This window comes from Halorubrum tibetense (assembly GCF_055396225.1).
The window spans coordinates 2,357,743-2,382,266 of sequence record NZ_AP043742.1; the positions used below are offsets into that span (position 1 = coordinate 2,357,743).

The following is a 24,524-nucleotide window of genomic DNA, read 5'->3' on the forward strand; positions in this document are numbered from 1 at the left end:
AGCGATATCACTCGGTCGCGTCGGGCCGTCTCTCCGAGAGCACCGTCCGCTCGAAGGAACAGACGAGGACGTCGTCGCCGTCCGGAACGATCTTGAACGCCTCGACGCGCATCGTGACGACGCCGCGCTCCCCGTCGCTCGTCTCGCGTTTGTCGACGACCGTCGACCGGGCGCGGATCGTGTCGCCGTGGAACACGGGGTTCGGGTGTTCGACGTCGTCGTACGCGAGGTTGGCGACGATGGTGCCGTCGGTCGTCTCGGGGATGGAGATGCCGACCGCCAGCGACATCGTATACAGGCCGTTGACGAGTCGTTCGCCGAACTCGGTGTCGCCGGCGAACTCGGAGTCGAGGTGGAGCGGCTGCTGGTTCATCGTCATATCACAGAAGCGCTGGTTGTCCGACTCGCTCACCGTGCGGCGACGGGCGTGTTCGATCGTCTCGCCGACCTCGAACTCCCCGTAGTAGCGTCCGGGCATGGGAGTGCCGTTTGCGGGCGGTCACATATGCGTGACGCTCCGCCACGTGGAGATGACCCGCGGACGCGCGGGGCGGGCCGTGGCGGACCGACTCGGGCCACCGCCCGGTCGCGTGTCATTTATCCCTCGGCCACGACAGCCACGACCATGCCCCGACGGAGCCTCCTGTTTTCGCCAGGCGACCGACCCGAACTGCTGCGGAAGGCGGCCGGCACCGCCGCGGACGTGTGCTGTTTCGACCTCGAGGACGCGGTCGTCTCGGACCAGAAAGACACGGCCCGTGCGGCGGTTCGGGAGGTGCTCGCCGACCCAGCGTTCGACCCCGACGCGGAGGTGTGTGTCCGGCTGACGGCGACGGAGCCCGCCGCCGACCTCGACGCGCTCGTCTCGGGCGCTCCCCGCGACACGAGCCTCGACTCCGCCCCCGACTCCGGCCCCCGCGGCGACGCCGGTTCGCTCCGCCTCGACGCGGTGATGCTCCCGAAGGTCGAGTCCGCGAGGCAGGTCGACCGGGTCGCGGCGTTGTGTGGGGACCGCGGGATCGAGCCGGTGGTGTTCGCGCTCGTCGAGACCGCCGAGGGCGTCTTGTCCGCGCGGTCGATCGCCGGGGCGTCGGCGACGAGCGCCCTGGTGTTCGGCGCGGAGGACCTCGCCGCCGACATCGGCGCGACCCGGACCGCGGACGGGACGGAAGTGCTCCACGCCCGCGAGCACGTCGTCCTCGCCGCCAGCGCCGCCGATGTCGACGCGATAGACACGGTGTACACCGACTTCTCCGACGAAGACGGGCTCAGGGAGGAGACGCGGTTCGCGGCGACACTCGGATACGACGGCAAGCTCGCGATCCACCCGGCACAGGTGGACCCGATCAACGAGGCGTTCACGCCGGACCCCAAGCGGATCGAGTGGGCCCGGTCGGTGTTGGCAGCCCGGGAGAGGGCCGACCGCGAGGGCCGTGGCGTGTTCCAAGTCGACGGGGAGATGATCGATGCCCCGCTACTTGCGCAGGCGGAGCGGATCGCCGATCGGGCCGCCGCTGCTGGGGTGTGGAATCGCGCTACTGAGTCGAGGGGTGGCTCCGATGACGGGAGCGGCCCGGACCGGGAGGAACCATGACATTCGCCAAGATTAACCCGCGGGGGTGGGATGTCCGACCATGAGCGACGACACGAACCCGTTCGAAAGCCTCCAGGAGCAGGTCGACGACGCCGCGGCGTATCTCGACGTCGACGACGGCGTCCTCGAGCGGCTGAAGGTGCCCGAACGGGTGTTGGAGACGAACCTGACGTTCGAGCGTGACGACGGGTCTCTCGAAACCGTCCGGGCGTATCGGTCGCAGTTCAACGGTGACCGGGGGCCGTACAAGGGCGGCATCCGCTATCATCCGGGTGTCACTCGCGACGAGGTCAAGGCCCTCTCCGGCTGGATGGTGTACAAATGTGCTGTCGTCGATATCCCGTATGGCGGCGGAAAAGGCGGGATCGAGGTCGAGCCGGCGGAGTACTCGACGGCCGAGCTGGAACGACTCACCCGGTCGTTCGCGACGGAGCTCCGGCCGATGATCGGGGAGGACCGCGACATTCCCGCGCCCGACGTGAACACGGGCCAGCGGGAGATGAACTGGATCAAGGACACCTACGAGACGCTGGAGAACACCACCGCCCCCGGCGTGATCACTGGGAAGGCGATCGACTCCGGCGGGAGTGCGGGTCGTGTGGAGGCGACCGGTCGATCGACGGCGCTGGCCGCACGCGAGACGTTCGACTGGCTGGGCCGTACCCTCGCGGACGCGACCGTCGCCGTTCAGGGATACGGGAACGCCGGGTCCGTCGCGGCGGCGTTACTCCACGACCTCGGCGCGACAGTCGTCGCGGTCTCGGACTCGGGCGGCGGGATCTACGACCCCGAGGGGTTCGATCCCCGTGCGGTCAAGAGCCACAAAGCCGAGACGGGTGCCGTCGCTGGGTACGAGGGGACCGAGGCCATAACGAACGACGAGCTGTTGACGATGGATGTCGACCTGCTGGTGCCCGCGGCGTTAGAGAACGCGATCGACGCCGACCTCGCCGGAGACGTCTCTGCCGATGTCGTCGTCGAAGCCGCAAACGGACCGCTCACTCCCGGTGCCGACGACGTCCTCACCGAGCGCGGCGTTTGGGTCGTTCCCGACGTGTTCGCGAACGCCGGCGGCGTGACGGTGTCGTACTTCGAATGGGTCCAGAACCGACAGCGCTTCCACTGGACCGAAGCCCGTGTCAACGAGGAGCTCGAACGCGTCATTACCGACGCGTTCGACGGGCTGATCGAAGCGTATGAGACACGCGATCTCCCCAACCTCCGGACCGCCGCGTACGTCGTCGCCCTCCAGCGGGTCGTGAACGCCTACGAACAGGGCGGTAACTGGCCGTGATCGGCGGTCAGGTGGAGAAATCGAACTATCGGACGGCTCAGGCCTCGAACAGCTGTTCTGCGTCGGTAGCCTGACGGCGGTAGATACCTCGGCCTTTCAGTCGGGGGACGGCGTGAGTGTGGACGGCCTCCTCCTCGAGGTCGTACATGATCGGGAACACGTTGCTTCGGCGGTCGGCAACGACGTAGGAGGTCGCCGTCGACAGTAGGTCGGGGTCGGGATCCGGGACCGCGACGACGACGTACCCGATCCGGGTCACCGAGTCCGCGTGGTCGTCCGTTCGCCGCGCGACCACCGCTCTGAAACGGTCGGCGGTGTCGACGAGGTCGTCAGCGTCGTATCCAGAGCCGTTTACTACCGTCGCGAACACCGAGACATCGCCGACCGATGGATCATGATCGCGGGTCCGCCACAGCAGGTCGAACCCGGACCCTCCCCCGTCGACGGCGTCGAAGCCGTGCTCACGTCGGTTCGCCGCCACCGCATCACGGTACCGATCGAACTCCATGTCGTGGACCGAGGAGTCACGTGATAAAAAGTGACACACATGGCGGCAGTACTGACTTCGACGGTTAGCCGTCCACTGATGGGTCCGAGCACGACGCCGCGAGCGCCTCGATCACCGAAGCGTCGCGTCCGTGACCTCGATGTGCCCACGGGTCCCGTCCCACACCGTCTCGTAGGTCAGATCGATACGTCGGTCCATATGTGGCCCATCGACGACGTACGTCTCGAACTCGCCGCCCTCCCCCAGCGGGTGAACGCCGTACGCGTCCCTGAGCTCGACGAGCTCCGCCAAGGCGTCCGCGTCGTACTGACGACCGAGCCACGAGTCGTCGATCCCGTGGGCGGCCACGCCGACGATCCGGATCTCGAAGCCCGCGTCGAACATCGCCTCCGCGAGCTCGATGGGATCCTCCTGCCACAGCGGGGCGTACAGGTCGATCCCCAGCCGGTCGCACATGCCGCGGATCCGGTCCGTCTGGAACGCACTCTCGACGGCACCAGCAGTGACTCCTTCGAGATCGATCGCGTCGTCGTCGGCCAGTTCGGCGAGCGCGGCCTCCATCGGCTCCAGCTCGTCGTCGCCCTGTGCCCCCGAATCGTCGACCTCGTCCGCGCCGAAGTCCTCCGGTTCGATCTCTATCAGTTCGATCCCGACGCTCTCGGCGGCGAGTGACGCGAGCCGTGTCGCCGGCGTGTGGTACATGTACGAGTCCCCGCTGGGATGCACCGTGAGGAGCCGTGAAACGTTCAGCCCGTCGGCGAGCGCACGGTACAGCGCCCACGAGGAGTCCTTCCCACCCGAAAAGAGGCTTACCCAGTCCCCGGTCATACTGAGAGGAGGTCGGGACCCCCTAAAGCGTCGGCGGTCCGGCGACGGACAGCGACCGACGCGACGGGAATCCTCGCGGGTTATATCCGCAACACCGATTATTACTGAAAAATGACAATATATTACACCGGCGGTCGCGGAGACTCCGGTATGGACGACAAAACAACACGATCGATCGACACGATCGCGGTGACGGAGGGCGAAGAACCGTTCGAGACCGGGAGCGAGGCGGGCGATGTCGTCTCACCGATCCACCTCTCCTCGACGTTCGCGCTTCCGGGACTCGATACCGAGATGCGACTGGAGGACGTGGACCCTGACGCCGGGGAGTTCGTGTACGGTCGACTCTCGAACCCGACCCGTCACACCCTCGAAACGCGGCTCGCGGCGCTTGAGGGGGGAGAACACGGGGCCGCCTTCGCCTCCGGAACTGCCGCGATATTCACGACACTGCTCTCGGTCGTCGAGCCCGGCGATCACCTCGTCGCCTTCGAGGACCTCTATGCGGGCACTCGGCGGATGCTCGACGACGTCTTCGTCTCTCGGCTCGACGTCGACGTTACCTACGTGGACGCGACCGACACCCGAAACGTTGCCGCGGCGCTCCGGCCCGAGACGACGATGGTGTGGATGGAATCACCGACGAACCCGAAGCTGGCGTTGTGTGACATCGCGGGGATCGCCGAGCTCGTCGCCGACCGCGACGCCGTCTTCGGCGTCGACAACACGTTCGCGAGCCCGTACTTCCAGCGACCGCTCGATCTGGGTGCCGATGTCGTCGTTCACAGCACGACGAAGTACCTCAATGGTCACTCCGACGCGGTCGCCGGCGCGGTCGTGACCGACGACGACACGCTCGCGGAGGAGCTCCGGTTCCTTCAGCAGGTCGGTGTCGGCGGAGTGAGCTCGCCGTTCGACAGCTATCTCGTTACCCGCGGGATCAAGACTCTGGCCGCCCGCATGGAGCGTCACGAGACGAACGCGCTCGCGGTCGCCGAGTTTCTGGAGTCGCGTCCGGAGGTCACCGCGGTGTACTACCCGGGACTGGAGAGCCACCCGGACCACGCGCTCGCCCGCGAACAGATGTCCGGCTTCGGCGGGATACTCTCCTTCGAGCTCGACGGCGACATCGACGACGCGAAACGGTTTCTGGAGGCACTCTCGGAGTTCACCCTCGCGGTGTCGGTCGGTGGCGTCGAGAGCCTCATCGAGCTGCCGGCGGGGATGACACACGAACCGCTGTCGCCGGCGGAACGGGAAGCGCTCGGGATCTCCGATACTCTCATACGCGCCTCCGTGGGGATCGAGGGGACGGCGGACCTGCTTGCGGACCTGGAACGCGGGTTCGACGCGATGGCGAGGCGCTCGCCGGCGACCTCGGACTGACAGCAGCCGCTGAAGTCGGCGACGTCGACAGAGCCGCGACCCGCACAGAGACCGTTGGCGGGCGGCGAGCGGGAGACAGCAAGCGGCAGGCGGCGAGCGGTGAGAAACGAGCGGCAGGCGGCGAGCGGGAGACAGCGAGCGGTGAGAAACGAGCGGCAGGCAGCGAGCGGCGAACCGTGGGGAGGATCAGTCCGAAATGAAGTCGTTGTCGCGCCAGTTCACGCCGCCGTCACCGTCGCCGGCCCCTTGGGGGCTTTCGACGACCTCGATGCTCGCCGGGCGGGACTCGCCTTCGACGATCCGGGTCGCTTCGAGCTCGCCGTCGTCCTCCGTGATCGCGGTCAGCGTCCCTTTCTCCGCGCGCGTCGCCAGCTCGCGGAGCACGAGGAACATCGGGTACTGTAACGCGGTGTTCTGGAGGACGGTCTCACGGTCGCCCTTGAAGCAGGCGAACTCGACGAGTTCCGAGGGGATCTCTTCTTCCTCGTCGTCCATCCACTGCGGGCCGCCGGCTCGCGGCGGTTCCTCCTCGTACACCCGCGTCTCGGAGACCGACGCCTTCAGCTGGGCGGTCGGCGTGTACTTGCTGATGCTCTCGTCGTCGGACAGGGCCTTGATTATCAGGGTGTTGTTTCGACGCGTGATGTCGATATCGTCGATCTCGGGTGGGAGATCGGGGTCTTCGTCGAAGTACGTCTCTACGTCTTCGAGTGGCAGTTCGAGCGTCGAATGGAGTCGGAACACGCGGCCTGTCATTGTTTAGTAGGGTGGGTGATGGATCGGACCGGTCGTCGCGACACGGGTGAGACCGACTGCACCTACCCCATGTACGGGACCTGGGTTTATATGGTCTACTCTTCGAACGACACCGGCCGTGACACTGACCGTGTGGTGCCGACGGATGACGCCAGTCGGATGGCGTTGGGACCCGATGTCGGCTACGCGGCGCCGAGCTCGGCGGCGAGCTCGTCGCGCTCCTCGAGCTCCGCTAGCACGTCGCTGCCCCCCACGAACTCGCCGTCGACGTACGTCTGCGGGATCGTTTCCCAGCCGCTGTGCTCGGCGAGTGCCTCGCGATAGGCGGGCAGCGCCGGCAACACGTCGATGGTCTCGAACTCCTCGACGTGCGCGCTGATCAGCTCGATCGCCCGCTGGGAGTAGCCGCACTGCGGCATCAGCCGATTCCCTTTCATGAACAGCACCACATCGTTGTCGGCGATCGCTTCGTCCACGCGCTCGGCGACCGCGTCCGGGTCCATGTCGCTGTCGGGTTGGAACGTCATACCACCGGATACGCGACGACGATTCAAAGGGGTTCCGTCCGGACCGGCGCTTCCGGGGACTCTCCCGGCGATCCCGCGTCACTCCCGGTCGACGCTGACGACGTCGACGAGCGAGTACACGGGGACGCCGTCGATATCCTCGTAGCCGACCTTGTCGACGAGGACGACGCACGCGACGGGCTCGCCGCCGTGTTCGCGGATCGCGTCGATCGACTCGCGCATCGTCGTCCCGGAGGTGATGATGTCGTCGACGACGTAGCAGTCGCGGTCGCGGATCGCGGCGAAGTTCCGCGAGAACCCTCCGCCGTGGTCGGCGATGTCGCCCTCGTCCCACTGGTGTTTCGCGGGCGCGTACGTCCCGAGGTCCGTGTCGAGCTCGTGTGCGACCGCGGTCGCGAGCGGCGCGCCGGCCTTCTCGATACCGACCGTGAGGTCGACCGCCTCGCCCTCCTTCGCGAGCAGGTCGGCCATCGCGGCCGCGGCGTACGAGAGCCGGGTCGAGTCGCGGCCGATCGCCGACCAGTCGACGTGGATGTCCGCGGTCGACTCCGTGTCCGCCGAAGCCGGGTCCGCGTCATTCCCTCCGCCTCGCTCGACGAGCCAGCTCGCCGTCTCCCGCGAGACGTTCAGCTCGTCCGCGATCTCACCTTTCGAGAGACCGTGCTCGGCGAGCTCGGCAGCGCTGTCTATCAGGTCGTCAACGTTCTTCATATGCGGTGAATTCGACCGCCGTTTTAATAGTCGTGTCGTCATCCACGAACGCCGCCTCGAACTCGTCGAGGGGGTGAATCCCGGTGACCAGATCGGTCAGGAACGACTCCGGGAGCGCCGCCAACGACTCGACCGCCGCCTCGAAGTGTTCGTATCCGGAGTTGACGCTCCCGACCAACGCCTTGTTGTGGAGGACGAGCTCGCGGTGGAGTCGGCCGCCGGCGACCTCGAACTCCCAGTCGGCCGGGACCCCGAGGAGCGCGCCAACCCCGTTCGGCGCGAGCGCCTCGATGGTCTCGAACGCGTGGGGCGCGTACCCCGTGGCCTCGAACACCAGATCCATCGGCTCGTGTGCGTCGGGGACCGCCGACACGGACGTGTCGTTCGAGTTGACGTACGTCGCCCCCAGTGACTCGATCACGTCGATCGTCGGGTCGGGGCGCTCCCGCCGGCCGAGACAGTAGACGCGGTCGAAGTCGGGATCGAGCATCGCGACGGTGAGCAGCCCGAGCGAACCGTTACCCAAGACGAGCGCGCTCTCGGGGTCCCAGTGGAACGCCGAGCGGCTCGCCGCGGCGTGTTCGAGCGCTTTCTCCGTGATCGAGGCGGGCTCGACGAGGAACCCCCACTCCGCGATCGACGGCGGGACCTCGACGAGGAACTCGGCCGGGCTCGTGAAGTACTCGGCCATGAATCCGTGCGCGCCGACGATCCCGCGTTCGTGGTACTGGCCGTCGGGAGCCATGTCGGGCTCGCCTCGCGCGAAGTACTCGTTCGCCCCGTTGGGCGGGCGACGGACCGTCGGCACGACGACGTCGCCGCGGTCGAACGGCGTGTCGTTCGGGTCTTCGACCACGCCGACCGCTTCGTGGCCGAGGACGATGTGGTCCTCGCCCGTGGGCGTTCCACCGTGACCGCCGGCGATCACTTCGTGATCGGTGCCGTCGACGCCGACGCGGAGCGTCCGGACCAGCGCCTCGCCCGCTCCTGGCTCCGGTCGTGGTTTGTCGATAACGACCGGCTCCTCTCCGTCGTCGTACACAGCGATCGCCTTCATACACGTATCGATGGGGCGAGACGACAAAAGATTTCTTTTGTTTCGAGTAAAGAATGGAGAGAAACCCGCGACGGGTTTTTATCGCGACGAACGGATCCCGAGACGTGTGTACACTCACGCTCGCGTGGCGGGTCTTCGAGGGGACGCCGGTCGCGCTCGCGGCCAACCGTGACGAATCGCTCGACCGCGAGTCCGAGGGCCCCTCCCTGCGGACGGCAGACGGGTCGACGTACGTCGCGCCCCGCGACCGGGTGGCCGGTGGAACGTGGATCGGCCTCGGGGAGTCCGGACTCGTCGCCGCCGTGACGAACCGCTGGCTCGACGCGGACCGCGAGGGCGACCGCTCGCGGGGGCTCCTCGTCGCCGACTGTCTCCGCGAGCCCACGGCCGAGTCCGCCGTCCGAGCGGTGGAACGCGAGCTCGACGACCGCGCCTACGACGGGTTCTTCCTCGCGCTCGCCGACGACGTCGCGGCGTTCCTACTCTCGTACGACGGCCAGCTCTCGGTCACGCGGCTCGACCCGGGCGTCCACGTCGTCGGGAACGTCGGCGGCGTGGTGAACGGCACGGCGCGGTTCGCGGTCCCGGACCGACGTAAGGAGGCCGGCACGGATCGGGCGGCCAGCGCGCGGCGGGTCGCGGGCGCGCTCGTTCCCGAGCCCGGGGAGGACGCGAGCGGGTGGCTCGATCGTTCGAGCCGAGTGCTCGCCGATCACGAGTACGGGGCGTGTCTCCACGGCGAGGGGTTCGGCACGCGGTCGTTCACGCGGATCCGGACGGGGACGGAGCCGGCGGTCGCGTTCGCCGACGGTCCACCCTGCGAGACGCCATCCGAGTCAGTGTCCCTTCCAGACGGGTTCGGCGGGTCGTCGTGACCGACGACGGCGACGCCGGCCGCGTGGCGTCGGTCGCCGCCGCCCGGACGGAAAGCCAGTTTTAAGCGATTCGCGGGCGGTTGTAGTTCCATGAGCGTGTCCGAACTCGAGTCCGAGCTGTCGGCGGACCAGCGCGCCGGCCTCGAACTCATCCGCGAGACCGGCGGGATCCACCAGAGCGACTTCTGGAAGGAGCTCGATGTCTCCTCGCGGAAGGGGAGCCGTATCGCGGAGGCGTTAGAGGAGTCCGGACTCATCCAGCGCGAGGACGCCGTCTACGACGGGCACAACACGTACTATCTGGAGCCGGCCCCGCGGGACCTGGATTTCAGCCTGTTGATGGCCGGCGACATGTTGTCCCCGTTTATCGGCGAGGAGGAGATCGACGCCCAGTCCGACGCCTTCTCACAGTGGCTGATGAACCTCGCGTACGAGGAGTACTGAGCGGGTCGCGAGAGGGTATGTAAACGGGCCACGACTGTGTATTTAAATAAGTCGCGACTGAGTATTTAAAGAAGTCGCGACCGGGTGCGTAAGTAGATCGGATCGTTGAGCGACCGTCGTTTCATCCGTGACGGTGATTCTGCGTATTGACGGTCCAAGCAGATCGCTACGGGATCGGTGGATACGGCAGCTCGAACCCTTATAATGGCCACACAGGATCCGGCCGAAGCGTTCGCTTCTATACGGTGCGCCGCGCCCGGCGACGACCCGACGAGCTCCACCGAGCGTCGGAAGAGAGTATATAAACAGACCGCGGCCGGGACGACCGCTCACCCGAGCAGCAGCGCGAACAGCGCCACGGCCGCCGCGAGCGTCAGGATCAACACGCTGCGCCCGATCCCGGACCGGATCTCGGCGTCGATCCCGGCGTCCGCGAGCGTTTCCCGCGGATGCATCGCCGTCGTCATGATCACGCTCGCAGTCCGCATGGTCACGCGGTCGACGGCGGCCCACAGCTCCGTGACGCCCCACACCGCACCGCGCCCGGCGTAGAACGCCGCCGGATGCAACACGGCGTCCACGTCACGCATGTGGTGTGCGAGCCACCCGAGGGGCCGCTTTAGACCGAAGAACCCGACGAACCCAGCGGTCATCAGGACCGCCGCCTTCTCGATGTGTCCGAACTGAAGCGGGTCGAGGTAGTAGCTGTACGGGTTCGAGAGGTCGTGTGCCGTCTCCGCGAACGGGAGCAGGTCGAGCTGGGCGGTGTAGACGACGCCGAGCGCGACACACGCGACCCCCGCGAGCCCCATCCCGACCGTCTGCAGCGGCTTCGCGTCGTCGAGTCGGCGGTGTTCGGGCGACGCCTCGCCGTGGAAGAAGATGTAGTAGCCGAGCTTGATGAACGACATGAACGTCCCGACCGCGCCGATCATCAACAGCCACCACAGCAGGTCGTAGCCGAACAGGAGCGGGTAGTTACCGGAGATCTGCTCGGTCGCGTCGAGGACGAGCCCCTTCGAGACGTACCCGTTGAAGCCGGGCACCGCGGTAATGGAGGCCGCGCCGACGAGGTAGACCAGGAACGCGACGGGCATCACCTTCCAGAGCCCGCCCATCTCCTTGATGTAGTTCGAGCCGGTGCGGTAGATAACGACGCCACACACCATGAACAGCAGGCTCTTGTACAGCACGTTGTTGAACAGGTGTGCGAACCCCCCGGCGACGGCGAACTGGCCCCACTCGCCGCCGAGCGTCGCGAGCCCGATACCCGCGAGCATGTAGCCGACCTGCGCTTGGATGTGATACGACAACAGCCGGCGCGGGTCGTACTGAAGCAGCGCGAAGAACACGCCGTACACCGCCATGAACCCGCCGAGGTACGCCAGCCACCAGCCGCCCTCGGGGAACGCACGGTACATCACGTACACCGCGGTCTTGGTGGTGAACACCGAGAGGAACACCGACGCCGCGATGTGCGGGCGCGGATAGGTGTCCGGGATCCACGTGTGGAGGAAGATGAACCCGCAGTTGATCCCGATGCCGATCGCCGCGAGCACGGCCGCGGTCGCATGGATCCCCGTCTCCGCGGTGAAGAGGAAGCTCTCCACCGCCGCGAAGTGGACGACGACCGCACCGAGCAGGATCGTGCCGCCGATCCCGTGAACGATGGCGTAACGGTAGCCCGCCCGGACGGCCTCGCCGCCGTACTGCCAGACGAGGAGGGTGCTGGTGACGGCCATCAGCTCCCAGAAGAAGATCACGGAGAGCCAGTCGCCGGCGTAGACGGTTCCGACCGTGGAGGCGACGTACAACAGCGCGAACGACGTGAGCCAGCGCGGCGCGTCGCTCGAGTACGCGTAGATCACCGCCGCGGTCGCGAGGAACCCGATAACGAGCCCCATCATCGCGGAGAACTGGTCGACGTTCAAGAAGACGACCGAGAAGCCGAGGAACTCCGTCGTGAGGTGGGTCCCGTCGGGCGCGAGCCACGCCTGTGCGAACACGAACGCGGTCGCGCTCGCGGCGAGCGCGTGGCCGACCGCACGCGGGAGCGCGAGTACGAGCGCCGCCGCGACCGCGAGGACGAGGAACGGCGGCACCGCGGTCACCAGCCCGTTCATGGCCGGGCCACCCCCTCGGGGAGCCGCGTATCGACTATCAGCTCGATCAGCTCCAGAAAGCCCATCTCGTAGGGGATCACGCCGAGCATGAGCGCCAGCGTCATCGCCGTGAGGATCGGCCCGAGCATGAACCAAGTCGACTCGCGGCCACGTAAGGCGTCGAGCCCGTTCACGTGCTTCCAGCCGCCGGCAGGCGGGCCACCGTGATGGCCGTGAGCGTCGTCGTGGTCGGACTCGCCGTGACCGTGATCGTCGCCCTCGTCGTCCGGGTCGTCGTGGCCGTACCCGGTGCCGTCGTCGATGTCAGCGCGCGTGTCGGTTCCGTCGGTCCCGTCGGGCTCGTCTCCCTCCTGACCGACACCGAACGGCACGTCGACGTCGGACGGCTTCTGGTCGACCGCGTAATCGCCCGTATCGACCCGCTCGGCCGGTTCGGAGAAGTCGCGGTCGCTCGTGTCGAAGTCCGGTCGGACGACGCCCTCGTCGTCGGTCGGGAGGTCGTCGTCCGCGTCGGGGATGGCGGTGTCGTCGGTGGCGTCCGAGCTATCGGTGTTGGTGGGGTTCGGGTCGGTCGTGTCGGCCCCATCATCGTTCGGCTCCGCGTCCGTGACGAGCTCGTCCGGGTCGGCGTCCTCCGGATCGGTGTCCCCGCCAGCGTCGCGATCGTCCTTGGGGTGACCCCCATCGGTGGCCGCGTCGTCAGCTGCGCGACCCCCATCGGTGGCCGCGTCGTCAGCTGCGCGACCCCCGTCCGTCACCGGAAGCGTCGACCGCTTCTCCCCGCCCATCCGGAAGTCCACGAGGGGTTTCGCGTCGTGCTCGTCTTCGGACTCGAAGAAGGCGGTGTAGATCACGGGCCAGAAGTACGCCACGTTGAGCACGCCCGACAGCAGGAGCGCGCCGACGAGATAGTACGCGACCGGCGTCAACTCTGCCCCCATCTGGATCCCGCCGATCAGCATGTAGTACTTGCTCACGAAACCGGCGAGCAGCGGGATGCCGGCCATCCCGAGCGCCGCGACCGTGAACGCGCCCATCACCACCGGCATCCGCTTGCCGATCCCGGCCATCTCGGAGATGTAGTCGGTGTGGGTCTCGACGTGGATACACCCCGCACAGAAGAACAGGGTGAGTTTCATGAAGGCGTGCGCCGGGATGTGTAGCAGCGCCCCGACGAGCCCGTACCAGCCGAACAGCCCGAGCCCGAGCACGATGTAGCTCAGTTGGCTCACCGTCGAGTACGCGAGTCGCTGTTTGAGATGATCCTTCCGTAAGGCGATCAGGGAGGCCGCCGTCAGCGTGATCGCGCCGATCGTCGACATGACGAGCCCGGCCGTGAACCCGAACGGCAGCGACAGCGAGAACACGAGCTCCGGCCCGAACACGTCGAGGATCACCCGGGAGACGCCGAACGCACCGGACTTGACGACCGCGACCGCGTGGAGCAGTCCGGAGACGGGCGTCGGCGCAACCATCGCCTCGGGAAGCCACTGGTGGAGCGGCATGATACCCGCTTTCACCCCGAACCCGATCGCGAGGAGGAAGAAGGCGACCATCGCGAGGCCGGGGTCGGCGTTCGCGAGCGCTTCGATCCCGCCCGCGGTGAACGCGACGGAGCCGGCGAGCCAGTACACCAATACGGTGCCGGCGAGCACGAGCACGCCACCGCCGAACATCGTGTACGCGAGATACTTCCGACCCGCAGACCGTGCTTCGTCCGTCTCGTCGTGGGCGACGAGCGGGTACGTCGCGATCGACAACAGCTCGTAGAAGACGAAGATCGTCACGAGGTTGCCCGCGAAGGCGATCCCCATGGTCGCCGACAGCGACACGGCGAACGCGGCGAAGTACCGCGTCTGGTTGATCTCGTCGTTGCCGCGCATGTAGCCGATGCTGTAGAACGAGGTGACGATCCACAGCCCGCTCGCGAGGAACGCGAACAGCATCCCGAGCGCGTCGGCCCGCAGCGCGAACTCGATCCCGGGGAGGAACGTCGCGATCGACGTCTCGTAGACGGTGCCGTCCAGGACGCCGGGTAGCATCGAGGCGACGATCCCGAACTTCACGACCGCTGCGAGCAGGGTCCACCCCTCACGAACGTTCGGGGAGCGGTACGACGCGACGATGAACGCCGTCGCGACGAACGAGACGAGAACTGCGAGCAACGGTCGGAGGTCGGATAGTGGAACGTCAGTCATGCGAACACCTCACTGAGGAACGGGTCGAGAAGCGTCGCGAACGTCGCCCCCGCGAACCCGAGCGCGACGGCGACGACGGTGGTGCCGATCAGGACGAGGAACGCCCCGGTCGGCACGCGGTCCCGCACGCCGAGCGTCGTCGGTGCGCCCGGCTCCGGCGGGATCGGTTCGTCCGCGACGTGGTCGTCGCCAGCGTCGAGGTCGCCACCGGCGTCCTGTCCGCCGTCGGCGACGACGTCGCGGTCGTGTGCGTCGCCGTGCGTCCCGTCGACGGCTCCCTCGTCGTGACCGTGGCCGTCGTCGAGACCGACGCCGGCGAAGTACAGCTGCTCTATCAGGCGGGCGACGTACGCGAGCGTGAACAGCGTACTGACGAAGATCACGGCTGCGATCCCGATCCCGACCGCACCGCCGCCGAGACCGCTCTCTTGAACGGCCCCGAAGGCGATGTACCATTTGCCGAGGAAGCCGATCGACGGCGGGATCCCGACCAACGCGAGCCCGAGCACCGCGAGCGACCCCGCGGTGTACGGCGCGCGTCGAGCGAGGCTCGCCAGGTCCTCGACGCGGCGGGCACCGTACCCGAGCGCGAGCAGCCCCGCGGCGAGGAACAGTCCGAACTTCAACAGCCCGTGACCGAGCAGGTGAACGATCCCGCCGAGCAGCGCCCATTCGTTGGCGAGGCCGACCGCGGCGGCGATCATCCCGAACTGTGCCACCGAGGAGTACGCGAACATCCGCTTGAGGTCCGACTGCATCGCCGCGAGCACGGAGCCCGCGAGGATCGAGACGCCGGACACGACGAGCAACACGGTGGTGATAGCCTCGTTGGCGGCGAGGAACTCGACCGTGAACACGGTGTACGTCACTCGGATCAGCGCGTACGCGCCGGCCGTCGACACTAGGGCGGCGACGAACGTCGTCACCGAATCCGGCGCGCGCTGGTAGGCGTCCGGCTGCCAAGTGTGGACGGGGAACAGCGCGATCTTCAACGCGAACCCGGCGACGATGAAGGCGAAGCCGGCCTGTATCAGCGGATCGGTGTAGGACGCCTCCTCGAGGATCCGCGTCTGGAGATCGAGCATGTTCAGCGACCCCGTCGCGAGATACACGTAGCCGACGCCGACGAGGTACAGCGAGGCCCCGACGGTCCCCAACACGAGGTACTTCAGGGAGGCGTACGCGCTGGCACCGGACCGGTCCGAGGCGATGAGCGCGTACGTCGTCAGCCCGACGATCTCCAGGAAGACGAACAGGTTGAACAGGTCGCCCGTGAGGACGACGCCGGAGAGCCCGCCCGTCAACAGGAGGTAGCCGCTGTAAAAGGCGTTCCCGCGCGGCCCGGCGACCCGCGAGAACGCGAGCGTCGCGGCGGCGACGAGCGCGATCAGGACGAGCACCGCGGCGGAGAGCTCGTCGGCGACGAGCTCGATGCCGACCGGCGGCTGGTAGCCGCCGAGCGCGTGCGTGAACCGGCCGCCCGTGTACGTCGCGACTGCCACCGCGCCGGCGATACCGACGAGCACGAGGCTCGTGACGGCGGCGACGGGCCACCCGACGTCGTCGTATCGGAGACCGAGCGCCAGCGGGAGCGTCGCCGCCACGATGGGAACGACGACCGCGAGCGGCAGGAGCAGCTCGGCCATCGGGACCAGCTCACTCATCGGTATCACCCCGGTCGGCGGCGGCCTCCTCGTCCACGGGACCGCTTCCGTCGGCGCGAGCGACATCTTCGGCCGTCACGGCGGTCCCGGGACGACGCGGCAGCGACCCCTCATCCCGCATCAGACTCCGGAGGGTGTCGACGCGAAGCGTGCCGTACTCGTCGTAGATCCGGATACACAGAGCGAGCCCGACGGCGGTGAGGCTCACCCCGACGACGATGGCCGTGAGCACGATCACGTGTGGGAGCGGGCTGACGTACGCCGCGCCCTGCGCTGTCCCCGCGGGGATGATCGGGATCGCGCCCCCCTCGACGTATGCCGAGACGACGAACAACAGGAAGATCGCCGTCTGGAACAGGTTGAGTCCGATTATCTTCTTGATCAGGTTCTCGTTGGCGATCATCATGTACAGCCCGATACACAACAGCAGCGCGAACACGACGTACGCGTGACGCGTCGCGAGCACGTCGAGGACGCTCGCCGTTCCCACGACGGTCGATTCCACGACGGTCGACCCCACGACGGTCGACCCCACGGCCGCTTCGACGATGGAGACGAGCGTCATCGGTCGTCACCCCCGTCGGTCCGGGCCGTCCGGTCGTCGAGATGCCTCTCGCCGTCGGCAGCGGCGGCGTCGGCATCGGAGTCGCCGTCGCCGCTGCCGGCGAACCCCCGCGCGAGCAGGAAGAACAGCCCCATCAGCACGCCGCTGACGATGGACGCGATGCCGAGGATCTCCACGGCCTCCATACCGTAGGTCACGCGGTCGATCCGCGACAGCGGCACCGGGAGCAGCTCGTACTGGAGGAACGCGCCGCCCTGCGTCATCGTGAGGAGCCCGATCCCGGCGAACACGAGCGTCCCGCCGACCGCGAGGCCGACGACCACCGTGTTCGCGAGCCACTCGCGGGTCGCCTCGATGCCGAACGCGAACGCGATCATGAACACGACCGCCGCCATGATCGCGCCGCCCTGGAACCCGCCGCCGGGCGAGCCGCCGCCGTGGAAGGTGACGAACAGCCCGTAGGTGAACGCGAACGGGGCGACGATCTTCACCGTCGGCATGATCACCTGGCTCTCCGTGTACGGGGAACCCTGTCGTGTCGTCGAGTCGAGCCGATCGGTGCGAGTCGGCGCGTCGTCGCCGACATCGGCGACGTCGCTGTCGATGTCGTCCGCCCGGTCGCTCATGCGAACACCTCCCGCCGCAGGACGACGAGGACGGCGATCCCGGCGGCGAACACGACGACCGCCTCGCCGAACGTGTCGAACCCACGGAACGCGGCCAGTACGGCCATCACGGCGTTCTCGACGCCGGTCTCCGCGTACGTCTCGGCGATGTACCACTGCGTGACGTCGACGTTGCTCCACGCGGGCGCGTCGGGGTCGCCGACGGCGGGGATCTCCGCCATCGTCAGCACCATTCCGACGAACAGCAGGCCGGCCGCGCCGGCCGCGGGGAGGTTCACCGACTCGAAGGCGACCTCGTGGTCGATCCGTGTCGTCTTCGCGAGCGTCACTAACAGGAGGACGGTCGTGACGCCGGCGGAGATCGCGGCCTCCGTCATCGCCACGTCGGGCGCGCGGTAGAACGTGTACAGCGCCGCCATCCCGAGGCTGTACGCCCCGAACACGATCACGGCCGCGAGCACGTCCCGCGCGAGCGCCGTAACGATCGCCGTGACGACCACGAAGACGAACAGGCTCGCCTCGATCGCCGTGATCTGCGCGATAACGGGCTGTGGAGCGGAGCCGGCGGCGACGAGGGGAACGGAACCGCTCATCGGCGCTCGTCACCCTCCGTCCACGGCACGATCCCCTCCTCGAAGGCGGCCCGGGCGATCGCGTGAGCCGCCGTCGGGTTCGTTACGAAGATGAAAAACAGCAGGATGACGGATTTGAACCCCGCACCCTCCCAGCCGATCACGAGCGCGACGGCGGCGAGCGCGAATCCCGCACCCAGCGTGTCGGCCTGTGAGGCGGTGTGTGCCCGCGAGTACACGTCCGGTAGGCGGATCACGCCCGTCATCGAGACGAACGTGAAGAAGAGCCCGACGACCACGAACAGGACGACGAGCCCGATCCGCGCCGGTTCGAGCGTCTCGATCACAGCACACCACCCCGTTCGACGGTGAACTTCGAGATGGCGACCGCCATCAGGAAGTTGAGGAGCGCGTAGATCAGCGCGATGTCGAGGAACGTCGGCTCCGAAAGCGCAGCTCCGAGCATCGCGAGGATGACGACCGTGTTGGTGCCGAGCACGTTGACCGCGAGCACACGGTCCTGCATCGTCGGCCCCTTCACCGCGCGGTAGAGCATCCCGATCGCGAGGACGACGAATCCGGCGGCGGCCGCGAGCAGGAAGTCGCTCACGGTGTAGCCGGCGACGAGCGTCGCGTCGACGAGGCTCATTCGTCGGTCACCTCGTCCCCGGCCGCTTCGTCGTCTCCAGCGTCCGTCTCGCTATCGTCGACGTCGCTGACTGCTCCGCCGTCAGCGCGGGCGATCGGGAGCGGTTCGGTCGCGTCCGGGCCTTGGAATATCGCCACGTCGTCACGCTCGCGGGGCGTGGGGAGCCGCGCGGCCTCCCGGCCGTAGTAGATGAACCGGGTCCACCGCTCCAGGGAGCCGTCGAACAGGCCGTCGCGGGCCCACGGGATGAGCGAGTGGACGTAGAGATCGCCGTCACGGGCCCGAACGGTGAGCGTTCCCGGCGTCAGCGTGATCGAGTTCGCGAGCGTCATCAACGGGAGTCCGCTGCCGACGAGCACCCGCACGCGGTTCAGCGTCGGGTCGATCGGCAGCCGCGGATCGAGGATGACGCGAGCGACGATGAGGTTCGACCGGATGATCTCGACCAGCAGGACGGGGACGTACACGAGTCCGCGGAGCATCCGTAGCGGCGTTCGTGGGATCGACGGCTCGGTATCGATACTGACCCGCGAGAGGGTGATGGCGACGATCGTCGCGCTCGCGACGCCGGTCAGCCAGTCGAACCAGTACAGCGGGTCGCCGAGGACGAAATAAAAGACCAATGAGGTCGAGAACAGCGCCGCGAACCGGCGGCCGGTCGCCTCCCGGCGCAGCCGCTCCCGGCGGGTGGGGCGGGCCACGGGAGCCTTCCGCACAGCGAGCGACGTATGTGAGAGCTCGAACTCCAGCGGCTGGAGCAGCGTGGTGTTGCCGACGGGGGTGTACTCCGGATCGAGGATCACGGCTTCGCCCCTGTGCTCGTCGGCGTAGGCGACGAGCTCGCGGGCGTAGTCGCCGGGGCCGAACAGGTACTCCTCGTCGCCGACGATGGCCGTGACGACGCCGATGTCCGCCGCGTCCGCCTCCGCGAGGTCGGCAGTCGCCCACGCAGACGCCTTCTCCAGGACGCGTTCGGCGTCCGCCTCCCGCGCGGCGGTTTCGGGGTCGTCGCGCCGCCACGAGGCGAGCACGACGAAGTGGACCGTGTCGAACCCGTCGTTCTTCGCCGTCTCCGCGACGTATGCGACCGTCGATCGAAGCGTGGAGGTAGGTTCTACGGGAACGACGATCGAGCGGCCCGGGGGTTCGGCGTCGTCGTCAGCCACCCCCGTCACCTCCGGCAGCGTCGGTGATGGGTCGCTGTCTACACATAGTGATGTCTACCCGACGGGTGATTCTACCGACTCAAAACAGTTTGTATCCGTCCCGGCGCTGTCGGCTTCCATGTCCCTGAAACCCGTGTCCGGACGTGGTTCGTGCTGATCATTCGATCACGCCGAGTGCCTCGCCCAACCGGTCGGCGATCCGTCCGGCGACGGCGTCTTTCGTGCCCGTCGCTTCCTCCGGAGTCGAGTCGGGTCCGCCGACGAGCAGGACGCGCGTGCGGTCCTCGCCCATCACGCTCGCGTCGTTGGCGACGACGAACGCCAAGTCGACGCGGTCGCGGATCCGCTCCGCTTCCGCGACCATCGCCGCGTCGTCGCCGTCGGTCTCGGCTTTGAACCCGACGAGCGGGAGGTCGGGGTGCTCCGCGCGGACCGAATCCAACAGCTTGGGCGTTGGCCGGAGGTCGACCGAGAGGGGAGATCCGGACCGGATCTTCTCTTCTACGGCGTCCGCCGTGAAATCCGAGATGGCCGCGGCCGACACCAGGGCGTCCGCGGTCACCGCCGCCGCCCGACAGGCGTCGATCATCTCGTCGGCGGTCTCGACCCGAACCACGTCGGCGTACGGCACCTCGTCGCCGTCGTGCACGAGCGTCACGCTCGCCCCGCGGACGTAGCAGGCGCGGGCGACCGCCCGTCCGGTCTTGCCCGACGCCCGGTTCGTGAGGATCCGGATCGGGTCGATCCGCTCTTTCGTCGCGCCCGCGGTGACGACGACGTGCCGTCCCGAAAGCGTGTCCGGGGTCGTCGCCCGGGCGACCTCCGTGACGATCTCCGCCTCCGCCGCGATCTTCGCTTTCCCCTCCTCGATCCGGGGGTCCGCGAACGTCACTCCCCACGCCTCCAGCGTGTCGAGCGCGGCGAGCACACCGGGATGGTCGTACATCGGCTCGTGCATCGCCGGGGCCATCACCACCGGGACGCCTGCGCCGAGCGCGGTCGTCGCGCAGGTGGTGACGGGCGTGTCGTCGACGGCGGCGGCGACCTTCCCGGCCGTGTTCGCGGTCGCGGGCGCGAGCAGCAGCACGTCGGCCCACCCCTCGCGGCCGCAGAGCTCGACGTGTTCCACGTCCCCGGTGATCTCCGTGACGACGGGCTCGTCGGTCGCGAAGTCGACCGCCCACGGGTGAACGATGTCCGTCGCGGCCGGCGTCATCACCGCACGCACGCTCGCGCCGTGCCGGCGGAGCTCGTGGGCGAGCTCGACGACCTTCACCGCCGCGATGCTGCCCGACACGCCGAGCGCGACGTTGACGCCCTCCAACATTACCGCGACGGTTACCCCCGCGAGGATTTATAAGGTGGCGGTGTGCGCCGACGCCGCGGCGGAGACGCGGAGATCCGGCTACGGCTAGGTGGAGCCCGTGGAGCCAGCCACGGGAGCCGACACCCGTCGAAGCTTCCCGTTATGAGCTGGTCGGTGACGGCGGCCCCCGCCGTCCGAGCTCGAGTTCTGCGACCAGCAAACTACTGCCAACGAACGCCCCCGTCGCGACCGTGCCGGCAACGAGCGCGTACGCGAGCGGGTGGAGTTCGGCCAAGAAGCCGAACGCAACCGACTGAACAGTGGTCGCCGCGTGGCTCAGGACCGGTGTCGCGATGAATAATCCGACCGCGAACAGCAGCACGGTCACACCGAAGAGCGCACCGATCGCTGTACTCCGCACGTAATCCACCCGAATCCCGTCTTTCGACTGAAGTGTTCCGAAGACGACTCCACCGACGACCGGGGCAACGACCGCACCCACCGGAACGAACAGCATCGCTACGGACGCAACGAGCGCTACCGCTGCATTGATAGCCGTCTTTCGCATATTCGTTCGTTTCGAATCAAACGATATAAACGTTCGCCGAGTCCGGATACTCGGTGTCTCACACCCAATCGCCGGTCAGATCCCGAACGTCGCCCGCAGCATGTCGCGCGTCCCGGGACCGAGCCCGACGGCGAGCACGGTGATGAGCAGCAGCAGGGTGTACCGCGGCGACTCCTCGAACAGCTCGCCGTTGAACACGTACACGACGCCCGTCGCGGCGGCGAGTTTTACGAACAGGAACGGCCACGCGTCCTTCGTGACCGCGAGCACCGCCTCCGGGAGCAGGACGGCGGTCCAGTCGACGATCAGCGCGTTGATGACGTGTTTCGGGACGAGGTTGGCGGTGCCCGTGAGCTCCGGCATCCAGTTGAGCCCGATCACGTTCGCGACGCCGTCGACGGCGTGACCCCAGATGATCACGAAGCCGGCAAAGCCGGTCCCCTGGTTGATCGACGGCTTCCACCCCTCGATCAGCTTCCACGTCCCGGCGGTCGACGCCGTCGCGAGCACGAGCGTCAACACGAGCACCTGTGGGTAGATGGTAACGTAGTCGGCCGTGACGGCGAGGTACACGAGGTAGCCGAACGAGGCCGCGAGCGCGACCGTCCCCATCCCGAACAGCGGGCGGGCGTAGTCCTTTGCGTGCCCGCGCTCGGCGAGCGCGTACGCGGCGAGCACGCACCCGAGCGTCACCGCGAACACGACGAAGTAGATGAACGGGCTGATGATCAGCGCGCTCCACGGGAACGCGATCAGCGGTTCGGCACCGGCCCGGACCGCGGCGATCCCGGCGTCCTCGACCGTCCGGAGGGTTCCGCCGAACAGCATGAACGGGAACAGCGCGTAGAAGAACCGGAACTCGTCGCCGATCTCCAGCCGCCGGAGCAGGAAGACGACGCCGATCAGCATCGCCAGCAGGACGAACACGTAGCTCACCGTCGAGACGGTCGTGTACCCCGGTTCAGCGACGATCTCGCCGGCGGCGATCGCGTCCGCGCAGGCGGCGTTACTCGTCAACAGCTCCGTCCCGCCGCTCTCGGGACGGACCGCACACTGTGCGCCCTGGCCGTCGGCCGCGACGGGCCCCCAGAAGTACCGCCAGAGGAACCCGTCGTAGACGGTCCGCGGGGAGACGAGCGAGCCGACGACGAGGAGGCCGGTAACGAGCGAGACCGCGGCGGCCCATGCGCGCTCCGGCGAGCGGCCGACCCGGTCCTCCACCCATGAACTCATGGAAGGGTTTCAGTGGCTTCGCGAGTTGAGCGTTCCGGTCCCGGACGGCGGCGCACTGCGGCGTCAAGAGACGGCATCACGCTGTGGCGACCCGCCGCTCAGATCGGCGGCCCCTCCGCCTCGTAGTCGGTGCCGAGAACGATCATCGTCTGTGATCGCGAAAACCCATCCATGTTCGCGATCCGCTCGAACATGAGTTCGCGGAGGCTGTCGGTGTCCTCGGCGACCACCCGCAGGATGACGTCCCACTCACCGGTGGTCAGGTGGATCGCTCTGACGCCCTCGATCTCGCGGAGGCGGTCGAGCGCGTCCTCCTCGCGACCCTGCTCGACGCGGAGCCCGACGAGGGCACTGACCCCGTACCCCACCGCCTTCGGGTCGACAGCGGCGTGATACCCCTCGATCACGCCCGCCTCCTCCATGCGGCCGACGCGGTCGTGGACCGTCGCGCTCGACATATCGATCTGCCGGGCGATCTCCGAGAACGGGGTCCGCGCGTCCGCCTGCAGCAGCCGGAGGATCTCCCGATCCGTGTCGTCGAGTTCCATACCGGGGGGTGGCCGGCTGAGGCCTTTGAGCTTGCGACCGGGGCAGATCGCGGAATCGGCACGGACGGGACAGGGTCGAGGCTGCGGGGTCGACGGTGCGGCACGGACGAGGTGTCAGAAAGCGACCACAGCGGGCCACGTGCTGACAACTATATGAATTAAGTATCGCCCGAACAGAGGACGAGGAGATGCCCTCCAGACGCCCCCTGCTGAGACGTGCGATCGCGCTCGTAACTGCCGGCACCGCGCTCGGGTCGATAGCCGGCCCTGTGTCGGGATCCCGGCCGACCGGCGACGTATTCGACGCCACGACGGCCGCTTCGTCCGGCCCGGGCCGCCGATCCGCGGGTCGCCGTGGCGGACCGATCGTCCCGTACGACGCGAGCACCGTCGCCGACGCCGACACCGTCGTCACCGCGGTCGCCGACCCGTCAGTCGTCTCCTCGACCGGGCTCCCGGCACCGTGGGCTGAGCGGCTCCTCGCGGCACAGCGGGACGCCCACGGCGTCTCGATCGGGGACGCGACCGCGCTCACCGGAAGCGTCGCGTTCGACGACGACGCCCTCGAAGGAGCCGTCGTGGCTCGCGGCGCGTTCAACGCGGACGCGGTCGTGTCGGCCATCGAGTCACGGGCCGGAGCGGTCACCACCCGTCCCGCGGACGGAACCCGTCGACTCCGCGGCGCAGACGAACCGTTCGCGGCCGCCGTGAGCGACGTGACGGTGATCGTCGGCTACGGCCCGACCGTGGACCGCGCGGTCGAACACGTGGACGCGGCCCTCGACCGGGGTGGCCCCGGAGAGGGACTGGAAGCGGACTACGGCCCGCTCCCGTCGCTGCTCGCCGGCGACGCGGTCGTCTACGCCGACCTCGGGCCCGCCGGCAGAGCGCGGACCCGCTCGCGGCTCGCGGACGCTCCGCGGGTGCCGGACACGGTTCGAACCGCGGTCGAGACCGCCAGCGCGGTCGGCGCGGCGATACGCGTCGGGGACGGCCGGCGCGTCTCGACCGCGGGCAAGTCGGGTAGTTCGGCCGGATCGGCCGAGACGGACGACGCGACGTTCGATCTGCGATACGGCGCGGTCGCCGATCCGCGACGACTCACCCGCCAGCGGGTCGAGCGGCTCGCGGCCGAGGCGACGAACGGTGAGCCGTCGCTCGCGGACGCCACGGTGCGGAGACGAGGACGCACCCTCGTCGTCGACGCGGCGGCTGACGACGACGCCCTGTTCGCCGCTCACGCGGACTTGGTCGGGGCTGCCGTCGGGGACACACACGACATCCACGTCGGCTGACCTCGGTCGATCCGGATCGCGTTCGACGCGG

26 protein-coding genes are annotated in these 24,524 nt (G+C 68.1%); 6 read left to right on the forward strand and 20 right to left on the reverse strand.

Features of this window, described 5'->3' with window-relative positions; all coding sequences use genetic code 11:
- Positions 1-7 precede the first annotated feature (7 nt).
- Positions 8-478, reverse strand: a complete 471-nt coding sequence (locus ACZ5TV_RS11770; protein ID WP_379782570.1) for a MaoC family dehydratase — start codon at positions 476-478, stop codon at positions 8-10.
- 147 nt (positions 479-625) lie between these two features.
- Here ACZ5TV_RS11770 and ACZ5TV_RS11775 point away from each other — a divergent pair, with 147 nt between their 5' ends.
- Together ACZ5TV_RS11775 and ACZ5TV_RS11780 are read left to right on the forward strand one after the other, a co-directional pair.
- Entirely contained in the window at positions 626-1,594 is a 969-nt protein-coding gene (locus ACZ5TV_RS11775) for an HpcH/HpaI aldolase/citrate lyase family protein (RefSeq protein WP_464383873.1), read from the forward strand.
- A gap of 40 nt (positions 1,595-1,634) precedes the next feature.
- Positions 1,635-2,888: a Glu/Leu/Phe/Val family dehydrogenase gene (locus ACZ5TV_RS11780; RefSeq protein ID WP_379781173.1), complete on the forward strand. Its 1,254-nt coding sequence runs from the start codon at positions 1,635-1,637 to the stop codon at positions 2,886-2,888.
- A 37-nt stretch (positions 2,889-2,925) separates the two neighbouring features.
- Here ACZ5TV_RS11780 and ACZ5TV_RS11785 read toward each other — a convergent pair whose 3' ends face one another.
- Together ACZ5TV_RS11785 and ACZ5TV_RS11790 are read right to left on the reverse strand one after the other, a co-directional pair.
- Positions 2,926-3,396: a hypothetical protein gene (locus ACZ5TV_RS11785; protein ID WP_379781171.1), complete on the reverse strand. Its 471-nt coding sequence runs from the start codon at positions 3,394-3,396 to the stop codon at positions 2,926-2,928.
- Between the two features lie 111 nt (positions 3,397-3,507).
- On the reverse strand, positions 3,508-4,224 hold the full coding sequence (locus tag ACZ5TV_RS11790; RefSeq protein ID WP_379781168.1) for a diphthine--ammonia ligase: 717 nt from the start codon (positions 4,222-4,224) through the stop codon (positions 3,508-3,510).
- Between the two features lie 150 nt (positions 4,225-4,374).
- Between ACZ5TV_RS11790 and ACZ5TV_RS11795 the strand changes: the two genes are divergently transcribed.
- Entirely contained in the window at positions 4,375-5,610 is a 1,236-nt protein-coding gene (locus tag ACZ5TV_RS11795) for a trans-sulfuration enzyme family protein (protein ID WP_379781166.1), read from the forward strand.
- 186 nt (positions 5,611-5,796) lie between these two features.
- On the opposite strand, the gene ACZ5TV_RS11800 is transcribed toward ACZ5TV_RS11795, so the two are convergent.
- The 4 genes from ACZ5TV_RS11800 to ACZ5TV_RS11815 form a co-directional block, all read right to left on the reverse strand.
- A complete protein-coding gene (locus ACZ5TV_RS11800; RefSeq protein WP_379781163.1) occupies positions 5,797-6,366 on the reverse strand; it encodes a DUF7110 family protein in 570 nt (189 codons plus the stop codon).
- Positions 6,367-6,548: 182 nt separating this feature from the next.
- The gene (locus tag ACZ5TV_RS11805; protein ID WP_379781161.1) at positions 6,549-6,893 is read right to left on the reverse strand and encodes a glutaredoxin family protein; all 345 of its coding nucleotides are present in this window, start codon (positions 6,891-6,893) and stop codon (positions 6,549-6,551) included.
- Between the two features lie 78 nt (positions 6,894-6,971).
- On the reverse strand, positions 6,972-7,604 hold the full coding sequence (gfcR, locus tag ACZ5TV_RS11810; RefSeq protein ID WP_379781159.1) for a transcriptional regulator GfcR: 633 nt from the start codon (positions 7,602-7,604) through the stop codon (positions 6,972-6,974).
- Positions 7,591-8,661, reverse strand: coding sequence for a glucose 1-dehydrogenase (locus tag ACZ5TV_RS11815; RefSeq protein ID WP_379781157.1), 1,071 nt, complete (start codon positions 8,659-8,661; stop codon positions 7,591-7,593). The genes gfcR and ACZ5TV_RS11815 overlap by 14 nt, the downstream gene beginning before the upstream one ends.
- A gap of 104 nt (positions 8,662-8,765) precedes the next feature.
- On the opposite strand from ACZ5TV_RS11815, the gene ACZ5TV_RS11820 reads away from it, so the two are divergent.
- Positions 8,766-9,536, forward strand: a complete 771-nt coding sequence (locus ACZ5TV_RS11820; RefSeq protein WP_464383874.1) for an NRDE family protein — start codon at positions 8,766-8,768, stop codon at positions 9,534-9,536.
- A 90-nt stretch (positions 9,537-9,626) separates the two neighbouring features.
- Positions 9,627-9,980: a helix-turn-helix transcriptional regulator gene (locus ACZ5TV_RS11825; RefSeq protein ID WP_379783186.1), complete on the forward strand. Its 354-nt coding sequence runs from the start codon at positions 9,627-9,629 to the stop codon at positions 9,978-9,980.
- 329 nt (positions 9,981-10,309) lie between these two features.
- Here the strand turns inward: ACZ5TV_RS11825 and ACZ5TV_RS11830 are convergent, their stop codons facing one another.
- The 13 genes from ACZ5TV_RS11830 to ACZ5TV_RS11890 all read right to left on the reverse strand — a co-directional run bounded on the left by ACZ5TV_RS11830 (position 10,310) and on the right by ACZ5TV_RS11890 (position 23,198).
- Positions 10,310-12,103 (reverse strand): Na(+)/H(+) antiporter subunit D, encoded by a 1,794-nt coding sequence (locus ACZ5TV_RS11830; RefSeq protein ID WP_464383875.1) that lies wholly within the window; start codon positions 12,101-12,103, stop codon positions 10,310-10,312.
- Positions 12,100-14,301, reverse strand: a complete 2,202-nt coding sequence (locus tag ACZ5TV_RS11835) for a proton-conducting transporter transmembrane domain-containing protein (RefSeq protein ID WP_379783312.1) — start codon at positions 14,299-14,301, stop codon at positions 12,100-12,102. Before ACZ5TV_RS11835 ends, ACZ5TV_RS11830 begins: the two co-directional genes overlap by 4 nt.
- Positions 14,298-15,947, reverse strand: coding sequence for a proton-conducting transporter transmembrane domain-containing protein (locus tag ACZ5TV_RS11840; protein WP_464384344.1), 1,650 nt, complete (start codon positions 15,945-15,947; stop codon positions 14,298-14,300). The genes ACZ5TV_RS11835 and ACZ5TV_RS11840 overlap by 4 nt, the downstream gene beginning before the upstream one ends.
- Before the next feature lie 10 nt (positions 15,948-15,957).
- Positions 15,958-16,530, reverse strand: coding sequence for a cation:proton antiporter subunit C (locus tag ACZ5TV_RS11845; RefSeq protein ID WP_379782254.1), 573 nt, complete (start codon positions 16,528-16,530; stop codon positions 15,958-15,960).
- A complete protein-coding gene (locus ACZ5TV_RS11850) occupies positions 16,527-17,156 on the reverse strand; it encodes an MnhB domain-containing protein (protein WP_379782252.1) in 630 nt (209 codons plus the stop codon). The genes ACZ5TV_RS11845 and ACZ5TV_RS11850 overlap by 4 nt, the downstream gene beginning before the upstream one ends.
- Positions 17,153-17,749 carry a DUF4040 domain-containing protein gene (locus ACZ5TV_RS11855; RefSeq protein WP_379782250.1) on the reverse strand — a complete coding sequence of 199 codons (597 nt, stop codon included), beginning with the start codon at positions 17,747-17,749 and terminating at the stop codon, positions 17,153-17,155. The genes ACZ5TV_RS11850 and ACZ5TV_RS11855 overlap by 4 nt, the downstream gene beginning before the upstream one ends.
- Positions 17,746-18,072 carry a monovalent cation/H(+) antiporter subunit G gene (gene mnhG / locus ACZ5TV_RS11860; RefSeq protein ID WP_379782258.1) on the reverse strand — a complete coding sequence of 109 codons (327 nt, stop codon included), beginning with the start codon at positions 18,070-18,072 and terminating at the stop codon, positions 17,746-17,748. Before mnhG ends, ACZ5TV_RS11855 begins: the two co-directional genes overlap by 4 nt.
- On the reverse strand, positions 18,072-18,377 hold the full coding sequence (locus tag ACZ5TV_RS11865; RefSeq protein WP_379782247.1) for a cation:proton antiporter: 306 nt from the start codon (positions 18,375-18,377) through the stop codon (positions 18,072-18,074). Before ACZ5TV_RS11865 ends, mnhG begins: the two co-directional genes overlap by 1 nt.
- Positions 18,374-19,561, reverse strand: a complete 1,188-nt coding sequence (locus ACZ5TV_RS11870) for a monovalent cation/H+ antiporter subunit E (RefSeq protein ID WP_379782256.1) — start codon at positions 19,559-19,561, stop codon at positions 18,374-18,376. Before ACZ5TV_RS11870 ends, ACZ5TV_RS11865 begins: the two co-directional genes overlap by 4 nt.
- Positions 19,562-19,700: 139 nt before the next feature.
- Positions 19,701-20,870 carry a bifunctional phosphopantothenoylcysteine decarboxylase/phosphopantothenate--cysteine ligase CoaBC gene (gene coaBC / locus ACZ5TV_RS11875; RefSeq protein WP_464383876.1) on the reverse strand — a complete coding sequence of 390 codons (1,170 nt, stop codon included), beginning with the start codon at positions 20,868-20,870 and terminating at the stop codon, positions 19,701-19,703.
- 139 nt (positions 20,871-21,009) lie between these two features.
- Positions 21,010-21,417 (reverse strand): hypothetical protein, encoded by a 408-nt coding sequence (locus ACZ5TV_RS11880; protein ID WP_379783130.1) that lies wholly within the window; start codon positions 21,415-21,417, stop codon positions 21,010-21,012.
- Between the two features lie 75 nt (positions 21,418-21,492).
- Positions 21,493-22,650 (reverse strand): DUF63 family protein, encoded by a 1,158-nt coding sequence (locus ACZ5TV_RS11885; RefSeq protein ID WP_379783132.1) that lies wholly within the window; start codon positions 22,648-22,650, stop codon positions 21,493-21,495.
- Positions 22,651-22,748: 98 nt separating this feature from the next.
- Positions 22,749-23,198 carry an Lrp/AsnC family transcriptional regulator gene (locus ACZ5TV_RS11890; protein WP_379783134.1) on the reverse strand — a complete coding sequence of 150 codons (450 nt, stop codon included), beginning with the start codon at positions 23,196-23,198 and terminating at the stop codon, positions 22,749-22,751.
- Between the two features lie 188 nt (positions 23,199-23,386).
- Here ACZ5TV_RS11890 and ACZ5TV_RS11895 point away from each other — a divergent pair, with 188 nt between their 5' ends.
- Positions 23,387-24,493 (forward strand): hypothetical protein, encoded by a 1,107-nt coding sequence (locus ACZ5TV_RS11895; RefSeq protein ID WP_464383877.1) that lies wholly within the window; start codon positions 23,387-23,389, stop codon positions 24,491-24,493.
- Positions 24,494-24,524 lie beyond the last annotated feature (31 nt).